The organism is Capnocytophaga sp. HP1101 (assembly GCF_054772415.1).
Genome location: NZ_BPUU01000016.1, coordinates 19,863 through 42,911, shown reverse-complemented (window position 1 = coordinate 42,911; position 23,049 = coordinate 19,863). Strand labels below are relative to the sequence as shown.

The 23,049-nt window shown below is 40.1% G+C and carries 18 protein-coding genes and 1 tRNA gene; 16 read left to right on the top strand and 3 right to left on the bottom strand.

All coding sequences use genetic code 11. From position 1 onward, the window contains the following. The first annotated feature begins 411 nt into the window (after window positions 1-411). From RCZ04_RS09785 to RCZ04_RS09755, 7 genes are all read left to right on the top strand, one after another. Entirely contained in the window at window positions 412-3,099 is a 2,688-nt protein-coding gene (locus tag RCZ04_RS09785) for a cytochrome c biogenesis protein (RefSeq protein WP_460485912.1), read from the top strand. 151 nt (window positions 3,100-3,250) lie between these two features. Then, window positions 3,251-4,213 (top strand): beta-ketoacyl synthase N-terminal-like domain-containing protein, encoded by a 963-nt coding sequence (locus RCZ04_RS09780; protein WP_460485854.1) that lies wholly within the window; start codon window positions 3,251-3,253, stop codon window positions 4,211-4,213. A 482-nt stretch (window positions 4,214-4,695) separates the two neighbouring features. After that, a complete protein-coding gene (locus RCZ04_RS09775; RefSeq protein WP_460485853.1) occupies window positions 4,696-5,427 on the top strand; it encodes a polysaccharide deacetylase family protein in 732 nt (243 codons plus the stop codon). Further along, window positions 5,424-6,038: a LolA family protein gene (locus RCZ04_RS09770; protein WP_460485852.1), complete on the top strand. Its 615-nt coding sequence runs from the start codon at window positions 5,424-5,426 to the stop codon at window positions 6,036-6,038. The genes RCZ04_RS09775 and RCZ04_RS09770 overlap by 4 nt, the downstream gene beginning before the upstream one ends. Beyond that, window positions 6,016-6,660, top strand: a complete 645-nt coding sequence (locus RCZ04_RS09765) for a hypothetical protein (RefSeq protein ID WP_460485851.1) — start codon at window positions 6,016-6,018, stop codon at window positions 6,658-6,660. Before RCZ04_RS09770 ends, RCZ04_RS09765 begins: the two co-directional genes overlap by 23 nt. Before the next feature lie 16 nt (window positions 6,661-6,676). Further along, window positions 6,677-7,045 carry a 3-hydroxyacyl-ACP dehydratase gene (locus RCZ04_RS09760; RefSeq protein WP_460485911.1) on the top strand — a complete coding sequence of 123 codons (369 nt, stop codon included), beginning with the start codon at window positions 6,677-6,679 and terminating at the stop codon, window positions 7,043-7,045. Between the two features lie 138 nt (window positions 7,046-7,183). Continuing rightward, a complete protein-coding gene (locus tag RCZ04_RS09755; RefSeq protein WP_460485850.1) occupies window positions 7,184-7,792 on the top strand; it encodes a hypothetical protein in 609 nt (202 codons plus the stop codon). 88 nt (window positions 7,793-7,880) lie between these two features. Here RCZ04_RS09755 and RCZ04_RS09750 read toward each other — a convergent pair whose 3' ends face one another. After that, entirely contained in the window at window positions 7,881-9,269 is a 1,389-nt protein-coding gene (locus RCZ04_RS09750; RefSeq protein WP_460485849.1) for an MATE family efflux transporter, read from the bottom strand. 52 nt (window positions 9,270-9,321) lie between these two features. Next, window positions 9,322-11,457: a S46 family peptidase gene (locus tag RCZ04_RS09745; RefSeq protein ID WP_460485848.1), complete on the bottom strand. Its 2,136-nt coding sequence runs from the start codon at window positions 11,455-11,457 to the stop codon at window positions 9,322-9,324. Window positions 11,458-12,109: 652 nt separating this feature from the next. Here RCZ04_RS09745 and RCZ04_RS09740 point away from each other — a divergent pair. The 7 genes from RCZ04_RS09740 to RCZ04_RS09710 all read left to right on the top strand — a co-directional run bounded on the left by RCZ04_RS09740 (window position 12,110) and on the right by RCZ04_RS09710 (window position 19,357). Further along, window positions 12,110-12,469: a hypothetical protein gene (locus RCZ04_RS09740; protein ID WP_460485847.1), complete on the top strand. Its 360-nt coding sequence runs from the start codon at window positions 12,110-12,112 to the stop codon at window positions 12,467-12,469. 30 nt (window positions 12,470-12,499) lie between these two features. Next, window positions 12,500-13,807 (top strand): MiaB/RimO family radical SAM methylthiotransferase, encoded by a 1,308-nt coding sequence (gene mtaB / locus RCZ04_RS09735; protein ID WP_460485846.1) that lies wholly within the window; start codon window positions 12,500-12,502, stop codon window positions 13,805-13,807. Window positions 13,808-13,859: 52 nt separating this feature from the next. Next, a complete protein-coding gene (locus tag RCZ04_RS09730) occupies window positions 13,860-14,513 on the top strand; it encodes a hypothetical protein (protein WP_460485845.1) in 654 nt (217 codons plus the stop codon). 20 nt (window positions 14,514-14,533) lie between these two features. Continuing rightward, window positions 14,534-15,163: a trimeric intracellular cation channel family protein gene (locus RCZ04_RS09725; RefSeq protein WP_460485844.1), complete on the top strand. Its 630-nt coding sequence runs from the start codon at window positions 14,534-14,536 to the stop codon at window positions 15,161-15,163. 68 nt (window positions 15,164-15,231) lie between these two features. Then, a complete protein-coding gene (locus RCZ04_RS09720; RefSeq protein ID WP_460485843.1) occupies window positions 15,232-16,977 on the top strand; it encodes an ABC transporter ATP-binding protein in 1,746 nt (581 codons plus the stop codon). Between the two features lie 10 nt (window positions 16,978-16,987). Then, window positions 16,988-18,043 carry a chorismate-binding protein gene (locus RCZ04_RS09715; protein ID WP_460485842.1) on the top strand — a complete coding sequence of 352 codons (1,056 nt, stop codon included), beginning with the start codon at window positions 16,988-16,990 and terminating at the stop codon, window positions 18,041-18,043. A 576-nt stretch (window positions 18,044-18,619) separates the two neighbouring features. Continuing rightward, complete coding sequence (locus RCZ04_RS09710) at window positions 18,620-19,357, top strand: DUF4369 domain-containing protein (protein WP_460485841.1); 738 nt, start codon at window positions 18,620-18,622, stop codon at window positions 19,355-19,357. Window positions 19,358-19,431: 74 nt separating this feature from the next. Here RCZ04_RS09710 and RCZ04_RS09705 read toward each other — a convergent pair whose 3' ends face one another. Then, a complete protein-coding gene (locus RCZ04_RS09705; RefSeq protein ID WP_460485840.1) occupies window positions 19,432-20,388 on the bottom strand; it encodes an acyltransferase family protein in 957 nt (318 codons plus the stop codon). Window positions 20,389-21,019: 631 nt separating this feature from the next. On the opposite strand from RCZ04_RS09705, the gene rho reads away from it, so the two are divergent. Further along, window positions 21,020-22,660 carry a transcription termination factor Rho gene (gene rho / locus RCZ04_RS09700; RefSeq protein WP_460485839.1) on the top strand — a complete coding sequence of 547 codons (1,641 nt, stop codon included), beginning with the start codon at window positions 21,020-21,022 and terminating at the stop codon, window positions 22,658-22,660. A gap of 158 nt (window positions 22,661-22,818) precedes the next feature. Continuing rightward, a tRNA-Ser gene (locus RCZ04_RS09695) sits at window positions 22,819-22,903 on the top strand. The last annotated feature ends 146 nt before the right edge of the window (window positions 22,904-23,049 follow it).

Sequence of the window (23,049 nt, the reverse complement as noted above, 5' to 3'; positions counted from 1 at the left end):
CCTATTTAGAGGTTGTTCACGATGGCAGAAGTGAATAAGGAGAGAGCTATCTGAGCATCTCCAATTAATTCTCCAATCTTCTTTTTCTTTCGCCTCAAAACTCTGTTTTTAGCATTTTTTTCTTCATTATTAACTATTTATTATCAACAACTTATACACTCTTTGTATAACAATCATATAAGATTCGTATAAGATTCGTATATGCTTTGTATAAGCTTAGCATATCCTCCTTACATTTAAATTTTAACTTTTAATTCAAATTGCTACTTCCGGACTCCTTTGTTATTTTTCGAATTCTCAGCCGTCTTCATTTGTTAATTAACAGATTGCCTAATTAGTAAATTATTGCTATCTTTGTCGCCGATTATGAGAATACATAAATTTACTTCTTTTCTCTACTCTACCAAGCTAATGGCGGTGCTGTTTGTCGCTTTTGCTGTGGCTATGGGGGTAGGAACTTTTGTAGAAAGTAGCTACGATACTGATACCGCTCGTATTTGGGTGTACAACACTTGGTGGTTTGAGGTGATGATGCTATTGTTTGTCGTGAACTTTATAGGCAACATTTCCCGCTACCGATTGCTCAAAAAAGAAAATTGGGCAGTGCTTGTGTTGCACCTCTCGTGGGTGTTTATCATTGTAGGAGCGGGCGTTACGCGCTACTTTGGCAATGAGGGCACACTCTCAATGCGCGAAGGCGAAACTACTAATGTGTACCTATCCGACCGCACTTACATCACGGTAATGGTAGACGGCACTTACAACGGCCAACCACTGCGCAAAAAGAAACAAAAAGAGGTGCTCTTCTCACCTTATACATCTAATCATTACCAATGGAAATCCGATTTTAAAGGTGTGCCTTTTAGCGTTACTTATCAGTCGTTTAAGCAAATAAAAGAGGGTATGAATGCCCTGACATTGCTAATAGCTTCGGGCAATGAACAAAAAGAAGTACCCCTAATGGGCAAACGCGGTTTGTTACATCCGCCTGTTACAGTGCGTTTGAACGATTTAGATTTTCACCTGAGCTATGGAGCCCGCGAAGAAACCTTGCCTTTTAGCCTTACCCTCAACGATTTTATCGCTGAAAAATACCCTGGTACCGACAATAGTTATGCCTCGTTCAAAAGCAAAGTAGCCGTGAGTGGGGGAGGAGAACGGTTTGATTACGAGATTTATATGAATCACATTCTCAATTATAAAGGCTATCGCTTGTTCCAATCATCGTTCTTCCCCGACGAACAGGGTACAGTACTCTCAGTAAACCGCGATTTTTGGGGTACACTGCTCACCTATATAGGTTATGTGCTACTCTTCGGAGGTTTGCTGGCGTTTATGCTTGTGGGAAAATCGCGTTTCAGGAAGCTCAACCAGCAACTTAAAGAACTAAATGCCAAAAGGATTGCTGCGGTTTTAGCGTTATGTGTCAGTACTTTGGCGACAGCTCAAAACGCTATGGTAGTGCCCGATAAAGCTCACGCCGAAAAGTTTGGCGCAATGCTCATTCAAGATGACGGTCGTTTCAAACCCGTGAATACTTTCTCCTCGGAATTGTTGCGCAAACTCAGCAAACACGACACCTATAAAGGGCTCACTTCCGATCAAGTCTTACTCTCGATGCTCCTCAGTCCTGAAGCGTGGTACGAGGCTGATATAGTGTATGTAAAGAAAGCAAACGACAGTCTCCATCGCTTTTTGGGAGTCCCCGAAGGTGTAAAGTGGGTAAAGCCCAAAGATTTTTTTGACACTCGTGGGCAGTACAAACTCACGCCGCTCTTAGCAGATATTTACCACACGAACACCCCCAACCAGTTTCAGAAAGATTTTAAGGAAGTAGACCAGCGTATTGGGTTGCTCAACAGAGCGCTCAGCGGTGATATTTTTAAGGTTTTTCCCTTGCCTCACAATGCAAACCACAAGTGGATATCCCAACGCGATTATGTGAATGATACCCTGCAAATCACTGATAGACAATACCAGCAGTTTGTGAAAAACGCACTGCCTGCTTACCTGCTTTTAGTACAACAAGCTACCCAAACAGGCGATTATAGTCAGGCAGAAAAAGTGTTAGCACAAATCAAACTGCAACAAGAGTTTTACTCGGCAGAAGTGTTGCCATCGCCTGCTAAAGTGCAAACCGAACTGTGGTACAATCGCATCAACATCTTTGAACAACTCTTTCAAGTGTATTTGTACATAGGTACAGCACTCTTTGTAGTGCTGTTGTGCCATATCTTTTGGCCGAAACGCATCTTTAGAGTGCTTACTAAAATAGGTATTGTCTTGTTGTGGGTGTGTTTTGTATTACACACAGCAGGGCTTATCGTGCGCTGGTATCTATCAGGACACGCGCCTTTTAGCGATGCTTATGAGAGTATGATATACGTGGGATGGTCGGCGATAGGGACAGGGTTGTTCTTTTCGCGGCGTTCGCCTCTTACCCTTGCGGCGACAGCTTTTGTTACCTCAATGATCTTGATGATAGCCCATTGGAACTGGATGGATCCCGCTATAGGCACCCTGCAACCCGTGCTCAACAGTTATTGGCTGATGCTACACGTGGCGGTGATTGTAGGCAGTTATGGACCTTTTGCCTTAGGAATGCTCTTAGGGGCGCTTAACCTCCTACTGATGATTTGCACCACTCGAAAGAATGCTAAAAAACTCAACCTTATACAGCAAGAACTCACCATCGTAAACGAATTAGCCCTCACCGTAGGACTTGTGATGCTCACTATAGGCAACTTTTTGGGCGGAATGTGGGCAAATGAAAGCTGGGGGCGCTATTGGGGGTGGGATCCCAAAGAAACCTGGGCACTGATTAGCATAATGGTCTACGCCTTGGTAATCCACCTGCGCTTAGTGCCCCATTGGCGCGGACGCTGGGCGTTCAACTTTATGAGTATCATTGCTTTTGGCAGTATACTGATGACCTATTTCGGGGTGAATTTCTACCTTACCGGTATGCACAGTTATGCTACGGGAGAAAAAATTATTACGCCTACTTTTGTGTATTACGCACTGGGAGTGGTGTTGCTATTAGGTTTAATATCCTATTTGAGAGGTAGGAAGGTAACACAAACTTTGTCAAAGTCCTAAGACTTTAACAAAGTCTATTCACTATAGAAGTCCAGATACAACGAAAGATTAATGCGTTTATAAATGAAGTAGAGTAATTTTTGTGGATTCAAAAAATATAATTACCTTTGCTCAATGAAAACCGAGAAAAAGAACTAACATATAATACCTAATGAATACATACATCAACGGAATATCCTGTATCTCCCCCCAACCTACTTTTTTAAACCCTAATTTCTTTGAGGAAGCTCTAAAAGTCTCTCCTGAAGAAGTGTGTTATGCTACTGAACCTTCGTATAAACAATATATCGCTCCTAATGCGAGTAGGCGTATGGCTAAAGGTGTAAAAATGGGAATTGCCACTGCTACCGAAGCCCTCAAAGAAGCTCATATCACCACCCTTGATGCAATTTTGGTGGGTACGGGTATGGGCTGTTTGCAAGACTCCGAGAAGTTTCTCACAGCACTTATCAACGACAATGAGGAACACCTTACGCCTACTGCTTTTATACAGTCTACTCACAACACCGTAGCGGGGCAAATAGCCCTATTGTTGCAATGCAAAGGCGAAAACTTTACCTACGTGAATGGCGCTGTATCATTTGAGTCGGCATTATTAGATGCCAAAATGCAAATGGAGCAAGGAGTACTCCACACCGCCTTAGTAGGAGGAGTAGACGAACATAGTCCGCATACTTTGTTTTTGTATGATTTAGTAGGGCTCGACCAAAAGGGAGAAGGGGCTACTTTCTTTGCTCTTTCGTCAGAGCACACCCCTCATACCTATGGAGAACTTATTGACGTAGCCTTGTACAATGAGCTCACTCCCAGCGAGTACACTATTGCTCTCAATGATTTTCTCAGTCGTCACCAGCTCAGCTTGAGCGATATAGATTTAGTGCTTACAGGAGAGACTGACTTCCGCAATTTTAAATGTCCCACCTTGTACTATAAAACCTTGAGTAGCGAGTATTATACTGCCTCAGCTTTTGGATTGTGGTTTGCTTGCCAAGTATTACAAAAACAAACCCTCCCTGCTATTTGTGACTTGGAAGTTACTACCCCTATACAACATATCTTGTTAGTAAATTCGTACAGAGGCAAAGATTTTAGTTTCGTACTATTGAAGAAATAAAAAGGTGCAACACCTCCATAAGTGTTGCACTTTTTTTGTTCAAAAAACTAAATTTTAACATTTTTTCTTCAGAATTTTACAACCCTTTTTAGTCAATTGATATTCAGTTTTCTAATACCTTTCCTTCGCCTTAGCTTCGGTTTAGCTTCGCCTTAGGTTCGTCTTACCTTCGGTTAAAGTCGCTAAAAACCATAAGCTAAAAAGTAAAACGAATTACTGATTATTAAGTGTTTATAGTTTTTGAAAAAATTAAAGATAGCAAGGTGTTTAAACTGAAGAAAATGCAGGTATTTAACAAATTTTGGCAGTTTTACTAATTGACAAATTTGCTAATTCATTTTTATTGTAATCTCTATACCGTTGGGCGTATTTATATCTAAATGAAGATTTGTGTATTTCAACCTATTGATTGAAAAACCATTTATCTAAATTCCATTTTTTTTGTATATTTGCACCCTCAATATTTTTCTTTATTTTAAGCATTGAACAAAAATTTCTATATTACCGTATTATTTCTCATTGCCCTTGCAACGGTATTTGCACAAAGTGTCTCTTGGTGGGTATATATCCTGTTGTTAGTCCTGTATTTAGGTATTACTTCTTGGGGGGTGTTCGATATTCGCTTGTCGTATTTTACCAAAACGCAGTACTTTTTAAAAGGTCGTCCTACGAAAACGGTCGCCCTAACTTTTGATGATGGGCCCTCAGAACTTACACCTGCTTTTTTAGATTTGTTACAACGCTATAACGCGAAGGCTGTGTTCTTTTGTATAGGTGAGCAGATAGAAAAATATCCCGAGGTCATCAAGCGTATACAATCCGAGGGTCACCTTATTGGCAATCACACATTCACGCATCAGCCTAAGAACATTGTTAAAAGCAAAGCCCTTGCTAACGAAATTCGTCGCACTGATGAAGCTTTGGCACGTTTAGGAATTACCACCCCATTGTTTCGTCCGCCCTATGGAATTACCTCACCGTTTGTAGCGAAAGCCATTCGTGTCAATAGAAAAAAAGCAGTAGGCTGGGACGTGCGTTCGCTCGATACCGTGATTCACGACGAAAATAAGCTCTTCCGTCGCATTACTCGCAAACTCAACAATGGCAATATCATCTTGATGCACGACCGCCTACCCCACACCCTCAAAGTTTTGGAACGCTTATTGCAGTACCTCAAAGACAATAATTATACAATTACAAACAAATTAGAATGAAAAAACTTTTAATATTCCTCAGCCTTTGCTCTCCTATAGCGGTGAGCGCCCAAACCCTTTCCGAAGCCCAAATACGCGACTTCAAAACCCAAACGATAGCCAAAAACAAGGCTATCCAAACAATGCAATCCGATTTTATTCAGAAAAAGCATTTGGATTTTATGAGTAAAGACATCGAAACCTTTGGTAAAATGGCATTTGCTAAACCTGATAAACTGAATTGGCAATACACCAAACCCTACCAGTATCGCATTATTTTTCAGAAAGACAATATCACGGTGAACGATGCAGGCAATGTATCACAAATGAAAGCCGATAATAAGGTGTTTAAGAAAATTAATAGCCTCATAGTGAGTTCTATCAGTGGCAATATGTTTAACGAAAAAGAATTTGCGATGAGCTTTGTAAAATCTGGCAAAAGTACTTTGCTCAAGCTTTTGCCTAAGGACAAAACTCTCTTGAAATACGTAAGCGAAATCTATCTCTATTTTGATGCCGATAACGTTGTCGAACGCGTCAAACTCATCGAACCCTCCAAAGATTACACCGAAATTCTGTTCACTAACAAAAAACTAAACGCAAAAGTTGATGAGAGCAATTTTAAAATCTAACTCCCTCCTTGGGGGGGGCTGGGGGGAGGTCTTCAAATGGAGCAAGATTTTTTTTCTTTTTCTTTTTATAACTAATTGTTCCCCCTCTTATAAACTTTCTCCTGAATACCAATTAGTAACCACAACTCCCCAAGCAATTGAAAATCCCTACGCAAGGGTAGGGGAGGAGTATCTCTATCGCGCGACTATTACTGCTTATGGGCACAGTTTCAGCGGACTTTTAGCAACTAAAATCTTTGCTCAAAAAACTTGGCGCGTAGCACTCACTACCGATTTTGGTAATACCCTTTTAGATTTAGAAAGCCAAAATGGAAAGTCAAAGGTAAACTATGCCATCCCTGACCTCAATAGAAAAATCGTAATCCGTACTCTTACTGATGACTTTGAAAAACTGTTGCAAACGCACTTTGTGATTACCCAAAAATACACCGATGGTACTGCTGAGGTACAGCAAACCAAAAGCAATAGTGATAATATTTATCTCTTTACAACAGAAGGAAAACTACAAAAGCAACTCAATACCAAAGGCAAAAAGCTATATACCACTATAGACTACACCTCCAAAAATATTTCCATTACTCATCACACCCTTAATATTGAAATTAGTTTAAACCCTATTTAATTGTTAATAGTATATGATATTAAAAGATTTTTATACTCTCAATAGTTTAGAACAACAAGATGCCGAGAACTACCTCTGTACCCTCACCCTCAACTCACACCACCCTATTTTCGACGGGCACTTTCCTCAGAACCCTATTACTCCAGGAGTTTGTATGATGCAAATTATTAAAAATCTCACCGAGGAAATCACAGGTCACAAACTGTTCTTAGTTAAAACGACCAACGTGAAATTTATGGCTCTCATCAATCCTATTACGCACCCTGTGCTTACACTCACACTCACTATCCAGCATAAAGGTGCCGATATACAAGTGAAGAACACTACTTCTTATAACGATACAGTAGCGCTAAAACTTACGAATTTGTATAAAATACAATCTTAAAGAGTTCGTTTTCTTACTCATTATATAAAATAAAAAAAATAGCTAAAAAAAAATTGCGCTATGTAAAATAAAATGTCTATTTTTGCAAACATTTTTGAAAAATCAATAAAAGCAAATAAAACTAAAACAACAATAATAGTGGAAAAGGAACTAAAAAAATTTACCGACAAAAGTTACGAGAAGCTGAAGAATGCAATTCAAGAGATTGTAAATGAAGAGGATAAAAAAGATGTCTACGTACTGTCTTTTTGTTATACCTGTGACGATGACGATTTGCGATTTCCTAAAATTGCACTGAGCTATAACACCCTTTCAAATGTAAAAGAAGAAAGCTACAACGCAGCCTCTAAAGAAGATGCCAAGTGGAACTTTGATTATTGGCTACAAACTGAAATGGAAACGATAGGAGGTAAAAAAGACAAACTTCTCAAGCAATGGTTTGCTAAAACTCCTTACTTTTATTCCGATGAAGAAAATGACCGTGCAATAGAGGAGGATGAAGATTTGTATGATAAGTTGCTTAAAAAAGGTGATAAGTTTGGCAAAGAATTTATCAAAGAAGGGATAGCTCTTGCTAAGCGTTTGATCGATGAAGGAGAAGTTGAAAAAGCCTTTGGTCGCAATATCCCAATCATCATTCACCAGCAAGATTTTGAAGATACCCCTATCCTTTGGACGAAAAAAGCCAACCCTACCAAGCTCATCAAAGAGTTTATAGACTACTGGGACGGGGAAGAAGAGAATTAATTTAATAGTAGTAAATATATAATAAAAAGAGGGCTATTTAGTTTTTACTAAATAGCCCTCTTTTCTATCAGTTATAAATAATTTATTTCTATGAGATGTGTTTATGTCGGTTTGTGATGAGCCGCAGGCTGATGCGGTTGAACCTATACAAGAGGCATACAGCCGCAGCGGTGAGTCCCGTGAGCAAGCCTATCCAGATGCCTATAGTGCCTAAAGAAGTGTAAATACCGAGTAGACAAAGGATAGGGAAAGCGATCAGCCAATAAGCCACAAAAGTGATGTACATAGGTACTTTAGCATCTTGTACCCCACGCAAAGCACCGAGTGCGGTTACCTGTAAACCATCGGATATTTGGAAAATAGCAGCAATGAGCAAGAGCTGGGCAGCTTCGTTAATTACCAAAGTGTTATTAGCTAATTTTTCGATATTGTCCATCTCTAAATACAAGGAAGGTAGCCAAAAGCGCAATACTGCCAACATAAGCGCAAAGAACACCTGAGTACAAAGCACTAAGAGAAATACCGAAATAGCTACTCTGCGCAAATTGGCATAGTTTCTTGCTCCTAACTGGTTGCCTACGCGTATCATAGCGGTAATTCCTAAGCCATTAGCGACCATAAAAGTCATACTTGATAAGTTGAGTGCAATTTGGTTTGCTGAGAGTTGGTTTTCACCTAACATTCCGCTAATCCAAATAGCAGCGGTGAAGATGCCTGTTTCAAAAATCATCTGCATAGCGGTAGGAAGCCCCAGAGCGGTTATCTTTTTATACATTGATTTTTGCATATTCTTAAAGCTGATGTTTACTACATACTCCCGTGATTTCTGTAGGTTTTTCAGCATAAAAAAGAGCATTATAGGCATTACAATACGTGATACTAAAGTGCCTATCCCCGCCCCCAGTACGCCTAATTTAGGACAGCCCCAATTCCCGTAAATAAACAGATAGTTTAAAAAGATGTTCACCAAGTTAGCTAATATAGTAACATACATAGCGTATTTGGTCATTGAAAGACCATCGGCGAATTGCTTGAAGGTAGTGAACACTCCCAAAGGAATTAATGAAAAGGCAACTAAGTGAGTATAAGGAACGGCTAATTCTATTACTTTTTCACTTTGCCCTGTAAGACGCATTACAGGTTCTACGAAGAAGAGCAGTAAGAAAAGGATGACCCCCAATATTACATTGAGCACCATTCCGTGATTGAGAATGGACTGAGCAGTTGGCTTATCACCTGCTTCATCAGCCATTGCTACTAAAGAAGTACTAGCAATAGAAAAACCAATGGCAAACGACATTGCGATGAATATAGCGGTATTTCCCAGAGCAGCTGCTCCGAGTTCGGTAATACCTACTTTGCCTACCATTACATTGTCTACAAACCCAACAAGGGTATGCCCGAGCATTCCTAATATGACGGGGTAAGCAATTTTAAAGTTGTATTTAAATTCTTTTGTATAACTTGATAGGCTCATTATATTTTAGGAGTTAGGAATTAGCTTATGAGCTAACTCCTAACTTCTTTTTCTACTGTACTGTTTCTATTTCATTTATAATGTTCTTGGCTCCGGCATAAATATCGATTACCCAAAGGACGTAGCGGATATCGACGTTGATGGTGCGTTGTAGCTGCTTATCGAAGATTACATCGCCTGCCATCGCTTCGATATTGCCATCGAAAGCAAGCCCTATGAGTTCGCCTTTACCATTCATTACAGGCGAACCTGAGTTACCACCTGTGATATCGTTATTGGTAAGGAAGTTTACGTGCATAGAACCATCTTTATCTATATACCTACCAAACTCTTTCTTTTTATAAAGGTCGAGCATACGTTGTGGCATATCGAACTCAGGGTCGCCTTTTTTGTATTTAGCCATTAGCGTATTGAAGGTGGTGTAATAATTCTTCTTTACATCGGGGTTGCGTTTATCGGTAGCCAATGGGATTACGGTACCATAAGTAAGGCGCAAGGTAGAATTAGCATCGGGATACAAGATAGTGCTAATTTTAGAATCGCGCATACCTTTTACAAATTTACGATAGGCTTTAGCATAACTATCTTCTAAGTTTATAAGTTCTTGAGAAGGGTTACGGTAACTATTGAAAAGCACTTCGGAGAGTTGCAAGACAGGGTCTTGTGCTAACTGTGTAATCTCTTGTTGAGTACCTGTTTTGGCTGTTTCTTTGCTTCGGTAAATGCTATTAGCCAAAAGTTCATCTACATATTTATGGAAGTCGCCATTGTATTTTGCTTTGATATCTTTCAACTGAGAAGATACTTCGCTACCTTTGTTAACATAGAGCTGTAGCATATCGGCAAGGATAGCTTTTTCGACGTCTAAATTCACTTTGTCATAATCGGCTAACAAGGCATCGACTCTTTTTTGCAATTCTTCAGCGGGCATACCTCCTCGTTTAGCTCCATCTATAATACTGATGTAGCGTGCAGGCATCTTTATAAAGAAAGAAGCACGCCATAACATACCTAAATAATTCTCATCGGCTGATTTAGCATTGGTTTTGTCAAAGAAATTAGATAAAGTGTTCAGCACATCGCCATATTCAGCTTTATTTTCAGCTTTGCTTGCCCATTTACCAAATTTAGCTTCAGCTATACGTTTAGTAGCTGCTGTTTTATGAGCCGTAAGTGCATCAATCATACCTTGACGGTTTTTCCAATAATTAGCAATGCTTGAATATTGTGAAGCGTATTGCAAGCGTACGGCATCGTCTTTGTCCATATAACGTTTCATCGCGTCCATAGCTGTTTTAGAGGCTTCGACCCACGCAGGATAAGCATACTTTACGTTTTGGTCTACCCAATAAGAGCTTTCCCAGCGGTTAGTACGTCCTGGATAACCCATAATCATTGCAAAATCTTTGTCTTGCACACCTTTGAGGCTCACTTTAAGATAGCGTTTTGCTTTTAGAGGGATGTTGTTAGGAGAATAGTCGGCGGCATTACCGTCTTTATCAGTGTATACGCGGAAAAGGGAGAAATCACCTGTTTGGCGAGGCCATTCCCAGTTATCGGTATCACCACCGAATTTGCCGATACTTTCAGGAGGCGTACCAACGAGGCGTACATCTTTAAAATCTTGGTAAACGAAGTAGTAATATTCATTACCTTGGAAGAACGGACGTACTGAAACTACATATTTACCGCCCTCGCTGTTCTCTTTTTGTATTTTAGCCATTTCTTGGTTGAGAGCCACTTCGCGTTCTTTTTCGTTCATTGAAGAGTTTACTACCGATAGCATACGGTCGGTTACATTGTCCATACGCACAAAGAATCGCACGAACGATTGTTTAGGGGAGAGTTCTTCGGCGTGAGAGCGTGCCCAAAATCCGTTCTTTAGGTGGTTATTTTCAGGCGTAGAGAGCTGGGCGATATTGCCGTATCCACAGTGGTGGTTAGTGAGCACCAAACCATCTTTGGAGATGATACTTGCAGTACAACCTCCATTAAATTGTACGATAGCATCTTTGAGACTGTTATTATTGATGCTATAAATTTCTTGAGCAGTGAGTTGTAAGCCTAACTTCTGCATATCTCTTTGGTTGAGACGTTCGATGAACATCAAGAACCACATTCCTTCGTCGGCTTTTGCTATGGGAGTGAGCAATAAAAATGCCAACAATATAAGACTGATTTTCTTCATAAAAAATGATATAATGATTTATTTAGGGTGCAAAGATACGAAATGATTTTTTAATACCAATAATGCCAATAATGCCGATAATACTGATAGGACGGAGTTAGATTTATCAGGGGGAATCTGATTTTTCGGATAAGTCGGATTTTTCTGGAAATTTTGAGGTATGGGGTCGTAGCACGACGGGCTGTAAAGGTTTTGTGGATATCAGAAGATATCGGAGAAATTCGGAAGAGGTTTTTTAGGTAAAAGATAAAAGGTAAAAGGTAAAATGGGTATGGTTAGCTTATACAAAGCTTATAGGAAGCTTATACGAATCTTGGACGATTGTTATACAAGAGCTATGCAAGGGATTGATTAATAATATAATACAATAATACTAAAAATGGTAAAAACAGGGTTTCGAGGCGAAAGAAAAAAGAATTCTCACCCAGCCCTCTCCCAAGGAGAGGGAGAGAATTGCGACGGAAAAATGAAGGAAAAATAGTGAAAACCTCCCCCTAACCCCCTCCAAAGGGGGAACTGTAGCGACGCAAAGACGAAGAAAGAGCGAAGGTAAGGTGGAGCTAAAGAGGAGTTAAGATGAAGGTAAGGCAAATGTAGTACAAATTTGGAATATGATTTTTTTTTGTACTTTTGCACCCAAATTCAATTTATTATGACGGAACACGAGCTGCTAAAAGCCCGTTGGGAAGAGGTGGTACAACGCCTTTCCGATACTTTTACCGAAGGAGAAACCTTGGGTGTAGATGGGATTATCTACCTTATTGGAGTACAAGAATTAGGACAATTGGGACGCACTTACGTCAAAGATGAGAAAGTAGACTTGATGCACATTGGCATTTGTAAGCTCTTAGAACCCTTTGGCTATTACCAATACGAATTTACAGACTCTGACGGCTGGCCTCATTACCGTTTGGTGCAAAACCTCCCTGACCTAAAGCCTGGCGAACAAACGATATTGATGAAAAAAGCTATTGTACAATACTTTCTGGATAGAGAGTTTTTTGATAGGTAAAAGGTAAGAGGTAAAAAAACTAAAGACTAAATGAAGAAAGTAGCATTTTATACTTTGGGTTGCAAACTAAACTTTTCGGAAACTTCGACCATTGCGCGGAGCTTTGAAGAAGAGGACTACCAACGTGTAGATTTTGACGACCCTGCTGATATATACGTTATTAACACTTGTTCGGTAACTGAAAACGCCGATAAGCAATTCAAACAGATAGTGCGCAAAGCATTGAAAACAAACCCTAAGGCGTTCTTAGCGGCGGTGGGTTGTTATGCCCAGCTGAAACCTGAGGAACTTGCCTCAGTAGACGGGGTAGATTTGGTATTGGGAGCAAAAGAGAAGTTCAACATTACTCAATATATTGACGACCTTACCAAGAACAATGAGGGTATTGTGCACTCCTGCGAGATTTCGGAAGCCGATTTTTACGTGGGTAGCTACTCTATTGGCGACCGTACTCGCGCTTTTTTGAAGGTGCAAGATGGTTGTGACTATAAATGTACCTACTGCACCATACCAATGGCTCGTGGTATTTCGCGCAGTGATACCATTGAAAATATTATTGCTAACGCTAAGAAAATATCGGATAAGGGCATTAAAGAAATTGTGCTTACGGGTGTGAATATAGGCGATTACGGCAAGGGGGAGTTTGGTAACAAAAAGCACGAGCATACCTTTTTGGAATTGGTGCAAGCTCTTGATAAGGTAGAAGGTATAGAACGGTTGCGCATCTCGTCGATTGAGCCGAATTTGATTAAGGACGAAACTATTGACTTTATAGCGCAATCTAACAGCTTTGTGCCTCACTTTCACATTCCGCTACAAAGCGGTAGTAATGAGATACTGAAGAAGATGAAGCGTCGTTACCTGCGTGAGCTCTATGTGAGCCGTGTGGCTAAAATACGCGAGGTGATGCCTGATGCCTGCATAGGGGTAGATGTGATTGTGGGCTTCCCTGGGGAGACTGATGAGCACTTTTTGGAAACGTATTACTTTTTGAATGATTTAGACATCTCGTACCTGCACGTATTTACCTATTCGGAGCGTGACAATACCGAAGCAGTGCTTATGGACGGGGTAGTGCCTGATGCGGTACGCGCTAAACGCAGCAAGATGTTACGTGGGCTCTCCGCAAAGAAACGCCACGCTTTCTATACGAGTCAGCTGGGGAAAGAGAAGATTGTTCTTTTTGAGAGCGACAACAAGCTGGGATACATACACGGTTTTACTGAAAACTACGTAAAGGTAAAAGCTCCGTGGGATCCCGCTTTGGTAAATACCCTGCACAAAGTAAAGCTTACCAAAATAGATGTAGACGGAATGGTAAGATTTGAATTTGTTTAAGGTAAAAGATAAAAGGTAAAAGGTATAATCTGTGGAAGATAAAAAACTATAAATGAAATTTCTTTTAACAATACTCCTTTCACTACTGGTTTTAGCTTGCGATAACCCTGTTATCAGCTTTAAAAAGCCGTGTAATGGTGAGACGGCAAAGCAAACGGTAACTGAATTAGCAGAAGTAAAAGGAAGAATACAACAAATACAGAGTGTTGCAGGTGAAAACCGCACCTATTGGCTACAAGATAGTCTGCAAAAAGACAGCAAAAGCTATTACCGCTATCAGTTGCTGAGCAAATTGCCTTATACTGATGTGCTTTTGTACACATTTTGTGTAGTTAAAGGCGACTGTAAGCAAGTGTTTGTGGAGCAAAAAGACGGTAGCTTATTGCCTTATACCGAAATGGAGAAGCGAACTAAGACAGTGAAAGCCCAGCAAAAGCAGTTTCCCGCTTTCTTCAAGCAGTTTACTACTGATATGGCGTTTAGACAACAACACTTAGCTGAACCTTTGGTGCGTTTGTTGGTACAAAAAGACGGTAGTGTACTCCTTACCGAAGAAGAACTGCTGACCGATGATATTAATGCGTTACAAACCTATACATTCAGTTATTACCCCGAAAGTGTGTGTTGTAAAAACACTGAAAAAGCAATTGCGTTTGTGTTTATACCTGTAGGAGATACTTGGAAACTTTCGGAGATTTGGCATTAATTAAAAACTCAGAACACAAAATGGAAGAACTTGTAAAAATATTATCGCAGATTGACCAGATTTACCTCTGGGATTTAATCGGGACAGCTGTGTTTGGTGTTTCAGGCGTATTAGTAGGCTTAGAGCGCCGTATGGACGTGTTTGGTATGCTTATCTTAGCCTTTGTGACAGGGGTAGGAGGGGGGACACTCCGCGATATTATGATAGGTAGTGTACCTGTGTTCTGGATGAACAATCTTACTTATATACTGATGATTGTCATTAGTGTGGTGATTACTCTTATCTTCAAAAAGCAGTTTTCTGAGCATTGGAGCAAATCGCTGATGGTGTTCGATACCATTGGTCTAGGTGTGTTCACGATTATTGGGATTGAAAAAGCTTTGCGTTTTGGCTTGTCGCCTACTATTGCTATTATCTTGGGAACGATGACGGGTAGTTTTGGAGGGGTAATCCGAGATATATTAGCAAACAAACTGCCGGCAGTCTTCCATAAAGAGATTTACGCAACGGCTTGTATTGCAGGGGGAACGGTTTATTTTCTTATCGACGGCTTTATGAATCACAATTTAGTAGTCTTCATCACTATAATGGTAGTGATAGCCGTACGGTTGTTATCGGTAAAATACCATTGGGAATTGCCGAAGTTTTAATACTTACGTATCTATTGTTATTTATCCATTATTTATTACTTTTGCACTCTGATTGAGAATTTAAGCCAATGGCACATCTGAGACATATACGCAAATATTTTTATAAATATAAATACCACTTACTACTTGGGATACTCATTACTATAGTGTCGCGAGTGTTTTCGCTCTTTATGCCGCGATACGTGAAAAACTCTATCGCAGCGATTGAGGACTTTGCAAAATCTGCAAGTAAAGATGCCTCACAAATGACTTCTCTTCTCGTTGAGTACGCACTGATTATCATCGGGACGACTATCATATCGGCAGTGCTGATGTTCTTTATGCGTCAGCTGATTATCAATGTATCTCGTTACATCGAATACGATATGAAGAACGAGATTTTTAAGAAATACGAACAACTATCGCTCAATTTCTACAAGCGCAATCGCGTGGGCGATTTGATGAACCGCATCAGTGAGGACGTATCGAAAGTGCGTATGTATGCAGGTCCCGCCATTATGTACAGCGTCCAAACCATTACGCTCTTCGCTTGTGTGATTCCGCTAATGTTTATCATTTCTCCTAAACTCACGCTCTACACCCTTATCCCATTGCCTATTCTCTCTTTGCTTATTTACAAAATGAGCAAGAAAATCAATATAGAAACGATGAAGGTGCAAGCGTATTTATCAGACCTTTCTACTTTTTCACAAGAAACCTTTTCGGGTATTGGGGTGATAAAATCGTATAATAACGAAGCTGCTACCGATGCACAATTGGCAGTGTTAGCCGAAGACGGCAGGCAGAAAAATATCAAACTCGCTAAGATACAAGCTTTCTTTATTCCTACAATGATATTGATGATAGGACTCAGCCTTATCTTTGTGATTTTCATCGGGGGGCGACTTTACTACACCGGCGAAATACAATCAATAGGGGTGATTGTAGAGTTCAGTATTTACGTGATGATGCTCACTTGGCCTGTGGCAACGGTAGGTTGGGTAAGTTCAATTGTGCAACAAGCGGAAGCCTCACAAAAGCGCATCAACGAGTTCCTTTCGGAAGTACCACAGATACGCAATCAGGTAGGAGAGCTCACGCCTATTAAAGGTGATATCAGTTTCAACAACGTCTCTTTCCGCTATGAAGATACGGGCATTGAGGCGCTTAAAAATGTATCGTTTGAGATTAAAGCGGGACAAACGGTGGCGATTATCGGCAAAACCGGTAGTGGGAAGACTACTATTTTAGACCTTGTAGCCCGTATGTACGACGCTACAGAAGGCGAAGTGCGCATCGGGGGGAAACCCGTGAGAGAACTGAACTTGCACAGCTTGCGCAAAGGGATTTCGGTAGTGCCCCAAGAGAACTTTTTATTTTCGGATACCATTCGCAACAACCTGCGCTTTGGCAACAAGCACGCTACTGAAGAGGAGATGATAGAAGCCTGCGAGAAAGCCGCAGTGCACAATAATATCATTGAGTTTACCCATCAATACGACTCGATATTAGGAGAACGTGGGGTGTCGCTCAGTGGCGGACAACGTCAGCGGGTAGCTATCGCAAGAGCGTTGCTCAAAGAAGCCGAAATATATCTATTGGACGACTGTTTATCTGCCGTGGATACCGATACCGAAGAGAAAATTCTCACTAACTTGCGCGATAGCTTGGTAGGCAAAACAGTACTCATTGTGAGTCACCGTGTGTCCATCACCAAATACGCCGACAAAATACTGATGCTCAGCGACGGTAAAGTAGTAGAACAAGGTACCAAAGAAGAACTGTTGGCGCAAAACGGCGTGTTCAAAGCCTTTTATGATTCACAAACCATATAAGCGTAGTACGATGAAAGATTTTTCATTTGAAGAACTGTTAGCAATTGCCAAAACGCATTACACACAGCAGTTGCCTTTGGTGCTCGCTAAAGAACCTAATACCGATTGCGTGCTTTTGCTCAGGCAAAACGATAGAGCAATTTATGATTATGATACCGACTCGCAAAAAGTAGGTTTTCTGTTTGTTCCTTTTTCCGCTGAAAAGCGTATCCTATTAAAGGGAGATGTACTATATGGACAACTGCCTAAAGAAGCAAACACTACTATTGCTGAAAAGATAACTATCGCCGATAGCCCTAAAGAAAAGCAAAAGCACATTGAATTAGTAAGCAAAGCGATTGATGAAATACATCAAGGACATTTTGAGAAAGTGGTACTTTCGCGTGAGATAACTATCAAAGGAAAGGTGAATCCGTTTAAGAGTTTTACTAATATAGTGACGCGATATCCTTCGGCATTTTGCTATTTGTGGTATCACCCTAAGGTAGGGACTTGGTTAGCGGCTACGCCCGAAACGCTTTTCCGCAGTAATGGTGAAGACTTTTGCACAATGGCATTGGCAGGAACGCAACCTTTTAAAGAAGGAGAAGTGCACTGGGAATTGAAAGAATGCGAAGAACAGCAAATTGTTACAGATACTATTGTACAACAGTTGCAAGGATATGTTGAAGGTCTTGAAGTTTCTGAACCTCACACCGTGCGTGCAGGTAGTGTAATGCATTTATGCACTGAAATTAAAGGTAAAATTGCCCTTGATAAAGCTGATGATTTAGTACAACGCTTGCACCCCACACCAGCGGTTTGTGGCTATCCTACCGAGGAAGCGCGTACCTTTATTTTAAAGAATGAACCTTATGACAGACAGTATTACACAGGTTATTGTGGTTGGGTTTCTCCAAACAGCCAAGCACTTTATGTGAATTTGCGCTGTATGCAAATCACCGATACCGAAACCTATTTATATGTAGGCGGAGGCATTACCAAAGATTCTGTTCCTGAAAAAGAATACGAGGAAACACAGAACAAAGCACAAACAATGAAGTCGGTAATTATTTTTGAAAAATAGTAAAAAACTGTTTTGAGTAAAATTTTGTAGAACACGAGCTTCCCCAAGCTGCGGGAGAGAAAATTTTACAGAACACGGCTTTCCCCAAGCTGTGGGAGAGAAAATTTTACAGAACACGGCTTTCCCCAAGCTGCGGGAGAGAAAATTCTGTAGAACACGAGCTTCCCCAAGCTGCGGGAGATAATTTTCTGTAGAAGATGAATTGAAAACAAAATGTGATGAGCAATGAGCAGTTGATAGCAAGTAGCCCCAACAGTGTAACAGACCGATATCAGTTGATAGCAAGTAGAAAACAAAGTGTGACGAGCAATGAGCAATTGATAATTGGTAGAAACAAAATGTAACGAAGAATTATCAATTGATGATGTGTAGAAACGAAAGTGTGACGAGCAATGAGCAGTTGATAGCAAGCAGAAACAAAATGTAACGAAGAATTATCAATTGATGATGTGTAGAAACGAAAGTGCGACAAGTAATGAGCAATTGATAGCAAGCAGAAACCAAAGTGTGGCACATAATTATCAATTGATGAAGGGTAGAAACACAAATGTAATAATGATTAAAAACTAAAATACAATGAAAAGAATAGTATTAGCAATGTCGGCATTATTGATGCTCGCTTGCAACAAGGACGAAAAGAACACAATGATTGTAGAAGGCAATATCGACGGGTTGAAGGTAGGAACTATCTATTTGCAACAGTTTGTAAACGATAAGCTCACTAATATCGATTCGGTAGTGGCAAAAGGCGATGGAAAGTTTACCTTCAAACGACACTTAGAGAGTCCTGAAGTTTTTTTTATTTACCTTGATTTAAAAAAGCAAGCAGGTACCGACCTCGGTGACCGATTGATGTTCTTTGGTGAGCCTAAGAAGATTACTATCAACAGTTCTTATGATATGTTTGAAGTGAAAGCCAATATCAGTGGTTCACAATCGCAAAAAGAGTATGGCGAGTATGCCCACACGATGCGACAGTTCGGAATGCGTAATGCTGAACTTCTCGAACAACAAGTGAATGCTTTTAAGGCGGGTAACACCACCTTAGCCGATTCGCTGAATGCAGCTTCAGAGAAGAATAACTTCCGCCGTCACCTTTTTGTGCTGAACTACGCCCTCACTCACCCCGATTCGTATATTACGCCTTATATAGTGTTAGTTGATGCGCCTAACACCCGTGTGAAATACTTAGATTCTATTTATGGGAAGCTCAACAAAGAGGTTGCTAATTCAAAATACGGCAAAGAGTTCAAAACCTATATAGAAGAAGCGAGAAAAGCGCAAAAAGAAATGAATGAAGTGAAAAGTGAATAGTTAAAAGTTAAAAGTCGTCAGACATTAGTGCTGGCGACTTATTTTTTACTTTTTATCTTTTACCCTTTACCTATCTAAAACCTGCCATAGAGGATTCTTCTTAGCCATTTTATGTGCTGAACTAAGCGTTGCACTATATCGCAGGCGATGACAGCTAAAACGGTAAAGATTGCTACATTCAAATAGAAGTTATCACTTATATATTCTTTGATATAGGGTACTAAGAAGCGCATATAATAGTGGGTGACATATATTTCTAACGAAATACCTCCTAAATACTTCAAACATTGTGTCACTTTATTTTCTGAGCGACACAGCCATTCCCATAACACATAAGAAGCAGCAATACCCGTAAGTGCCAAAGCGTACAAGCGGAGAGAGTGGAGTATGTAATGAGCTTTATCAACAGGGGAGAGCAATAAGAGCGGAAAAGCAATAAGGCTCGCCCAACCGAAGGGGCGTAGTATTTTCAGCGCTTGCGGTTGGTATTTGTGTGTGGCATAGCCCAATGAGAAATAGATGAAATACCAACACAATTCGGGCAATCCGTAGAAAATAGGTTGTGCTCCTGTAACGCGGTGCAAGAAGATGAGAATGCTCCAGAGACCTATCATTACCCATATTTCGCGGTGTTTATTAATCTTCAAAGCGAGGTAAAGGAGGGCACACTCCCAAAAGAGCAACAACAAGAACCACATTCCCTGTGTAGGTTTATAAATCAGGATACACAAGTGTTCCCACACTTTTTGTACATCGAGGATATAACCGTGATAAGTAGCCGAAATTAAGAACCATACGAAGAAAGGAATGACTAACACTTGAAAGCGTTTACTGAGGTTCAGTTCGCCACGAGTGTTGAAGTTCACATAGCCTGAAAGAAACATAAACAAGGGCATATGGAAGGCGTAGATGGTTACATACAGCGGGTTGGTGCGGTCATCACCTGAAAACCATTGCGAGGCGTGCCCTATTACTACCAAAATGATAGCAAAACCTTTGAGCACATCGATGAGTGGGTTGCGTTCTTTCATAGTTACTGCTTTGAGGGCAAAAATACATTCTTTTTTTGATACTACAAAATAAATTGATAATGCCGATAATGCCAATAATACCGAATAATGTCAATAATACCAAATAATGCCAATAAAACCAATAATGAACTTTGGCAAAGTGTGTACCGCAAAAGCGACATATTGGAGTTTTCGGAGGGGAACGGAAGATATCGAAGAAAAGTGAGGGTGTGTTTGAGATAGTGTTAGCTTATACAAAGCTTATAGGATACTTATACGAATCTTGGACGATTGTTATACAAGGGGTGTATAAGTGCTTGAGAATTAATAATCAAGAGTGAATAATAACAGGGGTTAAAACGAAGGGAAAAGAAAGTTGAGTTGGGGATAAGATGAGAGTGAAATCAATTTAGAATGGGGGTAAAATGGAGATGAGAAGAAGGTAGGGCGAATTGTTTTTCACCTGAAAGACAATAAAAAAATGAAAATAGTTTGCTAATTGCCAAATGTTTTATATCTTTGCCCCCGATTTCAGTACCTCTGATTAAAAAACACTTTCAACAATATCCCATCTTAAACGATATAATAAAGAGGAATTTCACTTATCTTGACTACTGAAAAAAATCACTTACTTTAATAACAACTATTTAAAATGCTTAACATTGTAGAGTTAAAATCTAAAAAGCTATCTGAGTTACAGGAAATAGCAAAACATTTGGATATACCTAAATATCGGTATGTAAATAAGCCTGAACTCATAGACCTAATTTTAAAACATCAAAAAGAAGAACTTCCTAACAAGAAAGAAGCAACACAGAAGGATAATTTTTTTGAGAACGCAGCAGAACCTAAAAAGCGTGGGCGTAAAAAGAAAATAGAAGTACCTCAAAAAGTGGGTAGTTCTAAACAAGAAAACTTAACCAAAGCGCCAGCTGTTAAAACTCCCGCTTCTGTTGATGAACCTAAAAGTGTTTATCAGAAGAAAAACAATACACCTGTAACTTCTAATACCCACCAGAATAATACTACCCCTACAAAAAATTACAATTCACCTGTACAAAATGGGAATGGCAATAATGGTAATTACAACCAAAGTGTGAGCAATGGAAGTACTGCTGTTAATAATGAGAATTTTGATAAAGAAAAGAAAAACCGCTATCGCGCTCCTGATTTTGAATTTGACAGCGTGGTAGATTGTGAAGGGGTTTTAGAAATTACTCCTGATGGCTATGGTTTTTTGCGTTCTTCGGACTATAACTATTTAGCTTCGCCAGATGATATTTACGTATCATCTTCACAAATCCGACTTTTTGGTTTGCAAACAGGAGATACTGTATACGGAGAAGTGCGTCCGCCTAAAGACGGCGAAAAGTATTATCCGCTACTAAAAGTTATTAAGATAAACGGACTTGACCCCCAAGTGGTGCGTGACCGTGTGCTCTTTGAACACCTTACGCCACTTTTTCCTGATGTAAAGTTTGAGTTGGCTGGTAAGGGAGCTACAGTTTCTACACGCTTGATAGACCTTTTTGCTCCTATTGGGAAAGGGCAGCGCGGTATGATAGTAGCGCAACCTAAAACGGGTAAAACAATGCTTTTAAAAGATATTGCGAATGCGATTAGCAAAAATCACCCCGAAGTGTACCTAATGGTACTTCTCATTGATGAGCGACCTGAGGAGGTTACTGATATGCAACGCAGTGTGCGAGGAGAAATCATTTCTTCGACCTTTGACAAAGAAGCTGCGGAACACGTGAAAATAGCTAATATTGTACTTGAAAAGGCAAAACGATTGGTAGAATGTGGTCACGATGTGGTTATATTATTGGACTCTATCACCCGTTTGGCTCGCGCATATAATACAGTGCAACCGGCTTCGGGAAAAGTACTTACTGGTGGGGTAGATGCTAATGCTTTACACAAGCCTAAGCGCTTTTTCGGGGCGGCTCGTAATATTGAAAACGGAGGGTCTCTTTCTATCATCGCTACGGCTCTTACCGAGACAGGTTCAAAGATGGACGAGGTAATTTTTGAGGAATTTAAAGGAACGGGTAATATGGAGTTGCAGTTAGACAGACGTATCTCGAACCGCCGTATTTTCCCAGCTATTGACTTGATAGCTTCGTCTACTCGTAGAGATGACTTGTTGCTTGATGAAAACACGCTTAATCGCACGTGGGTATTACGCAAATATTTGGCGGAAATGAACCCGATAGAGGCGATGGAATTTATGGAAAAGCAAATCAAGCAAACGCGCAATAACGAAGAGTTTTTGGCAACGATGAACAATTAGTTTTTTACAAAGGTAATATAGTTCATATCTGTAAAACAATAGATTATAAGGAGGTGCGAAAAATTATATAAATTTTTCGGTTTTAAAATTTGCAGATAATAAAAATAGTTGTACCTTTGCACCCGCATAATTGGAAAAACAATTGTGGTTGTGCACTTGGAGAGATGGCAGAGCGGTTGAATGCGGCGGTCTTGAAAACCGTTGAGGGTAACACCTCCGGGGGTTCGAATCCCTCTCTCTCCGCTAAGGTCAAAATGTTAATAAAATTATTTTTTAGGCTAAAATAGAACTTTTGTTTCTGTTTTAGCCTTTTTTCATATAAGGGAATAATAAGGGGCTGCAGTGATGAAACTTGAGTTAGAAGGTAGGAAATAACTTTCTGTGTTTCA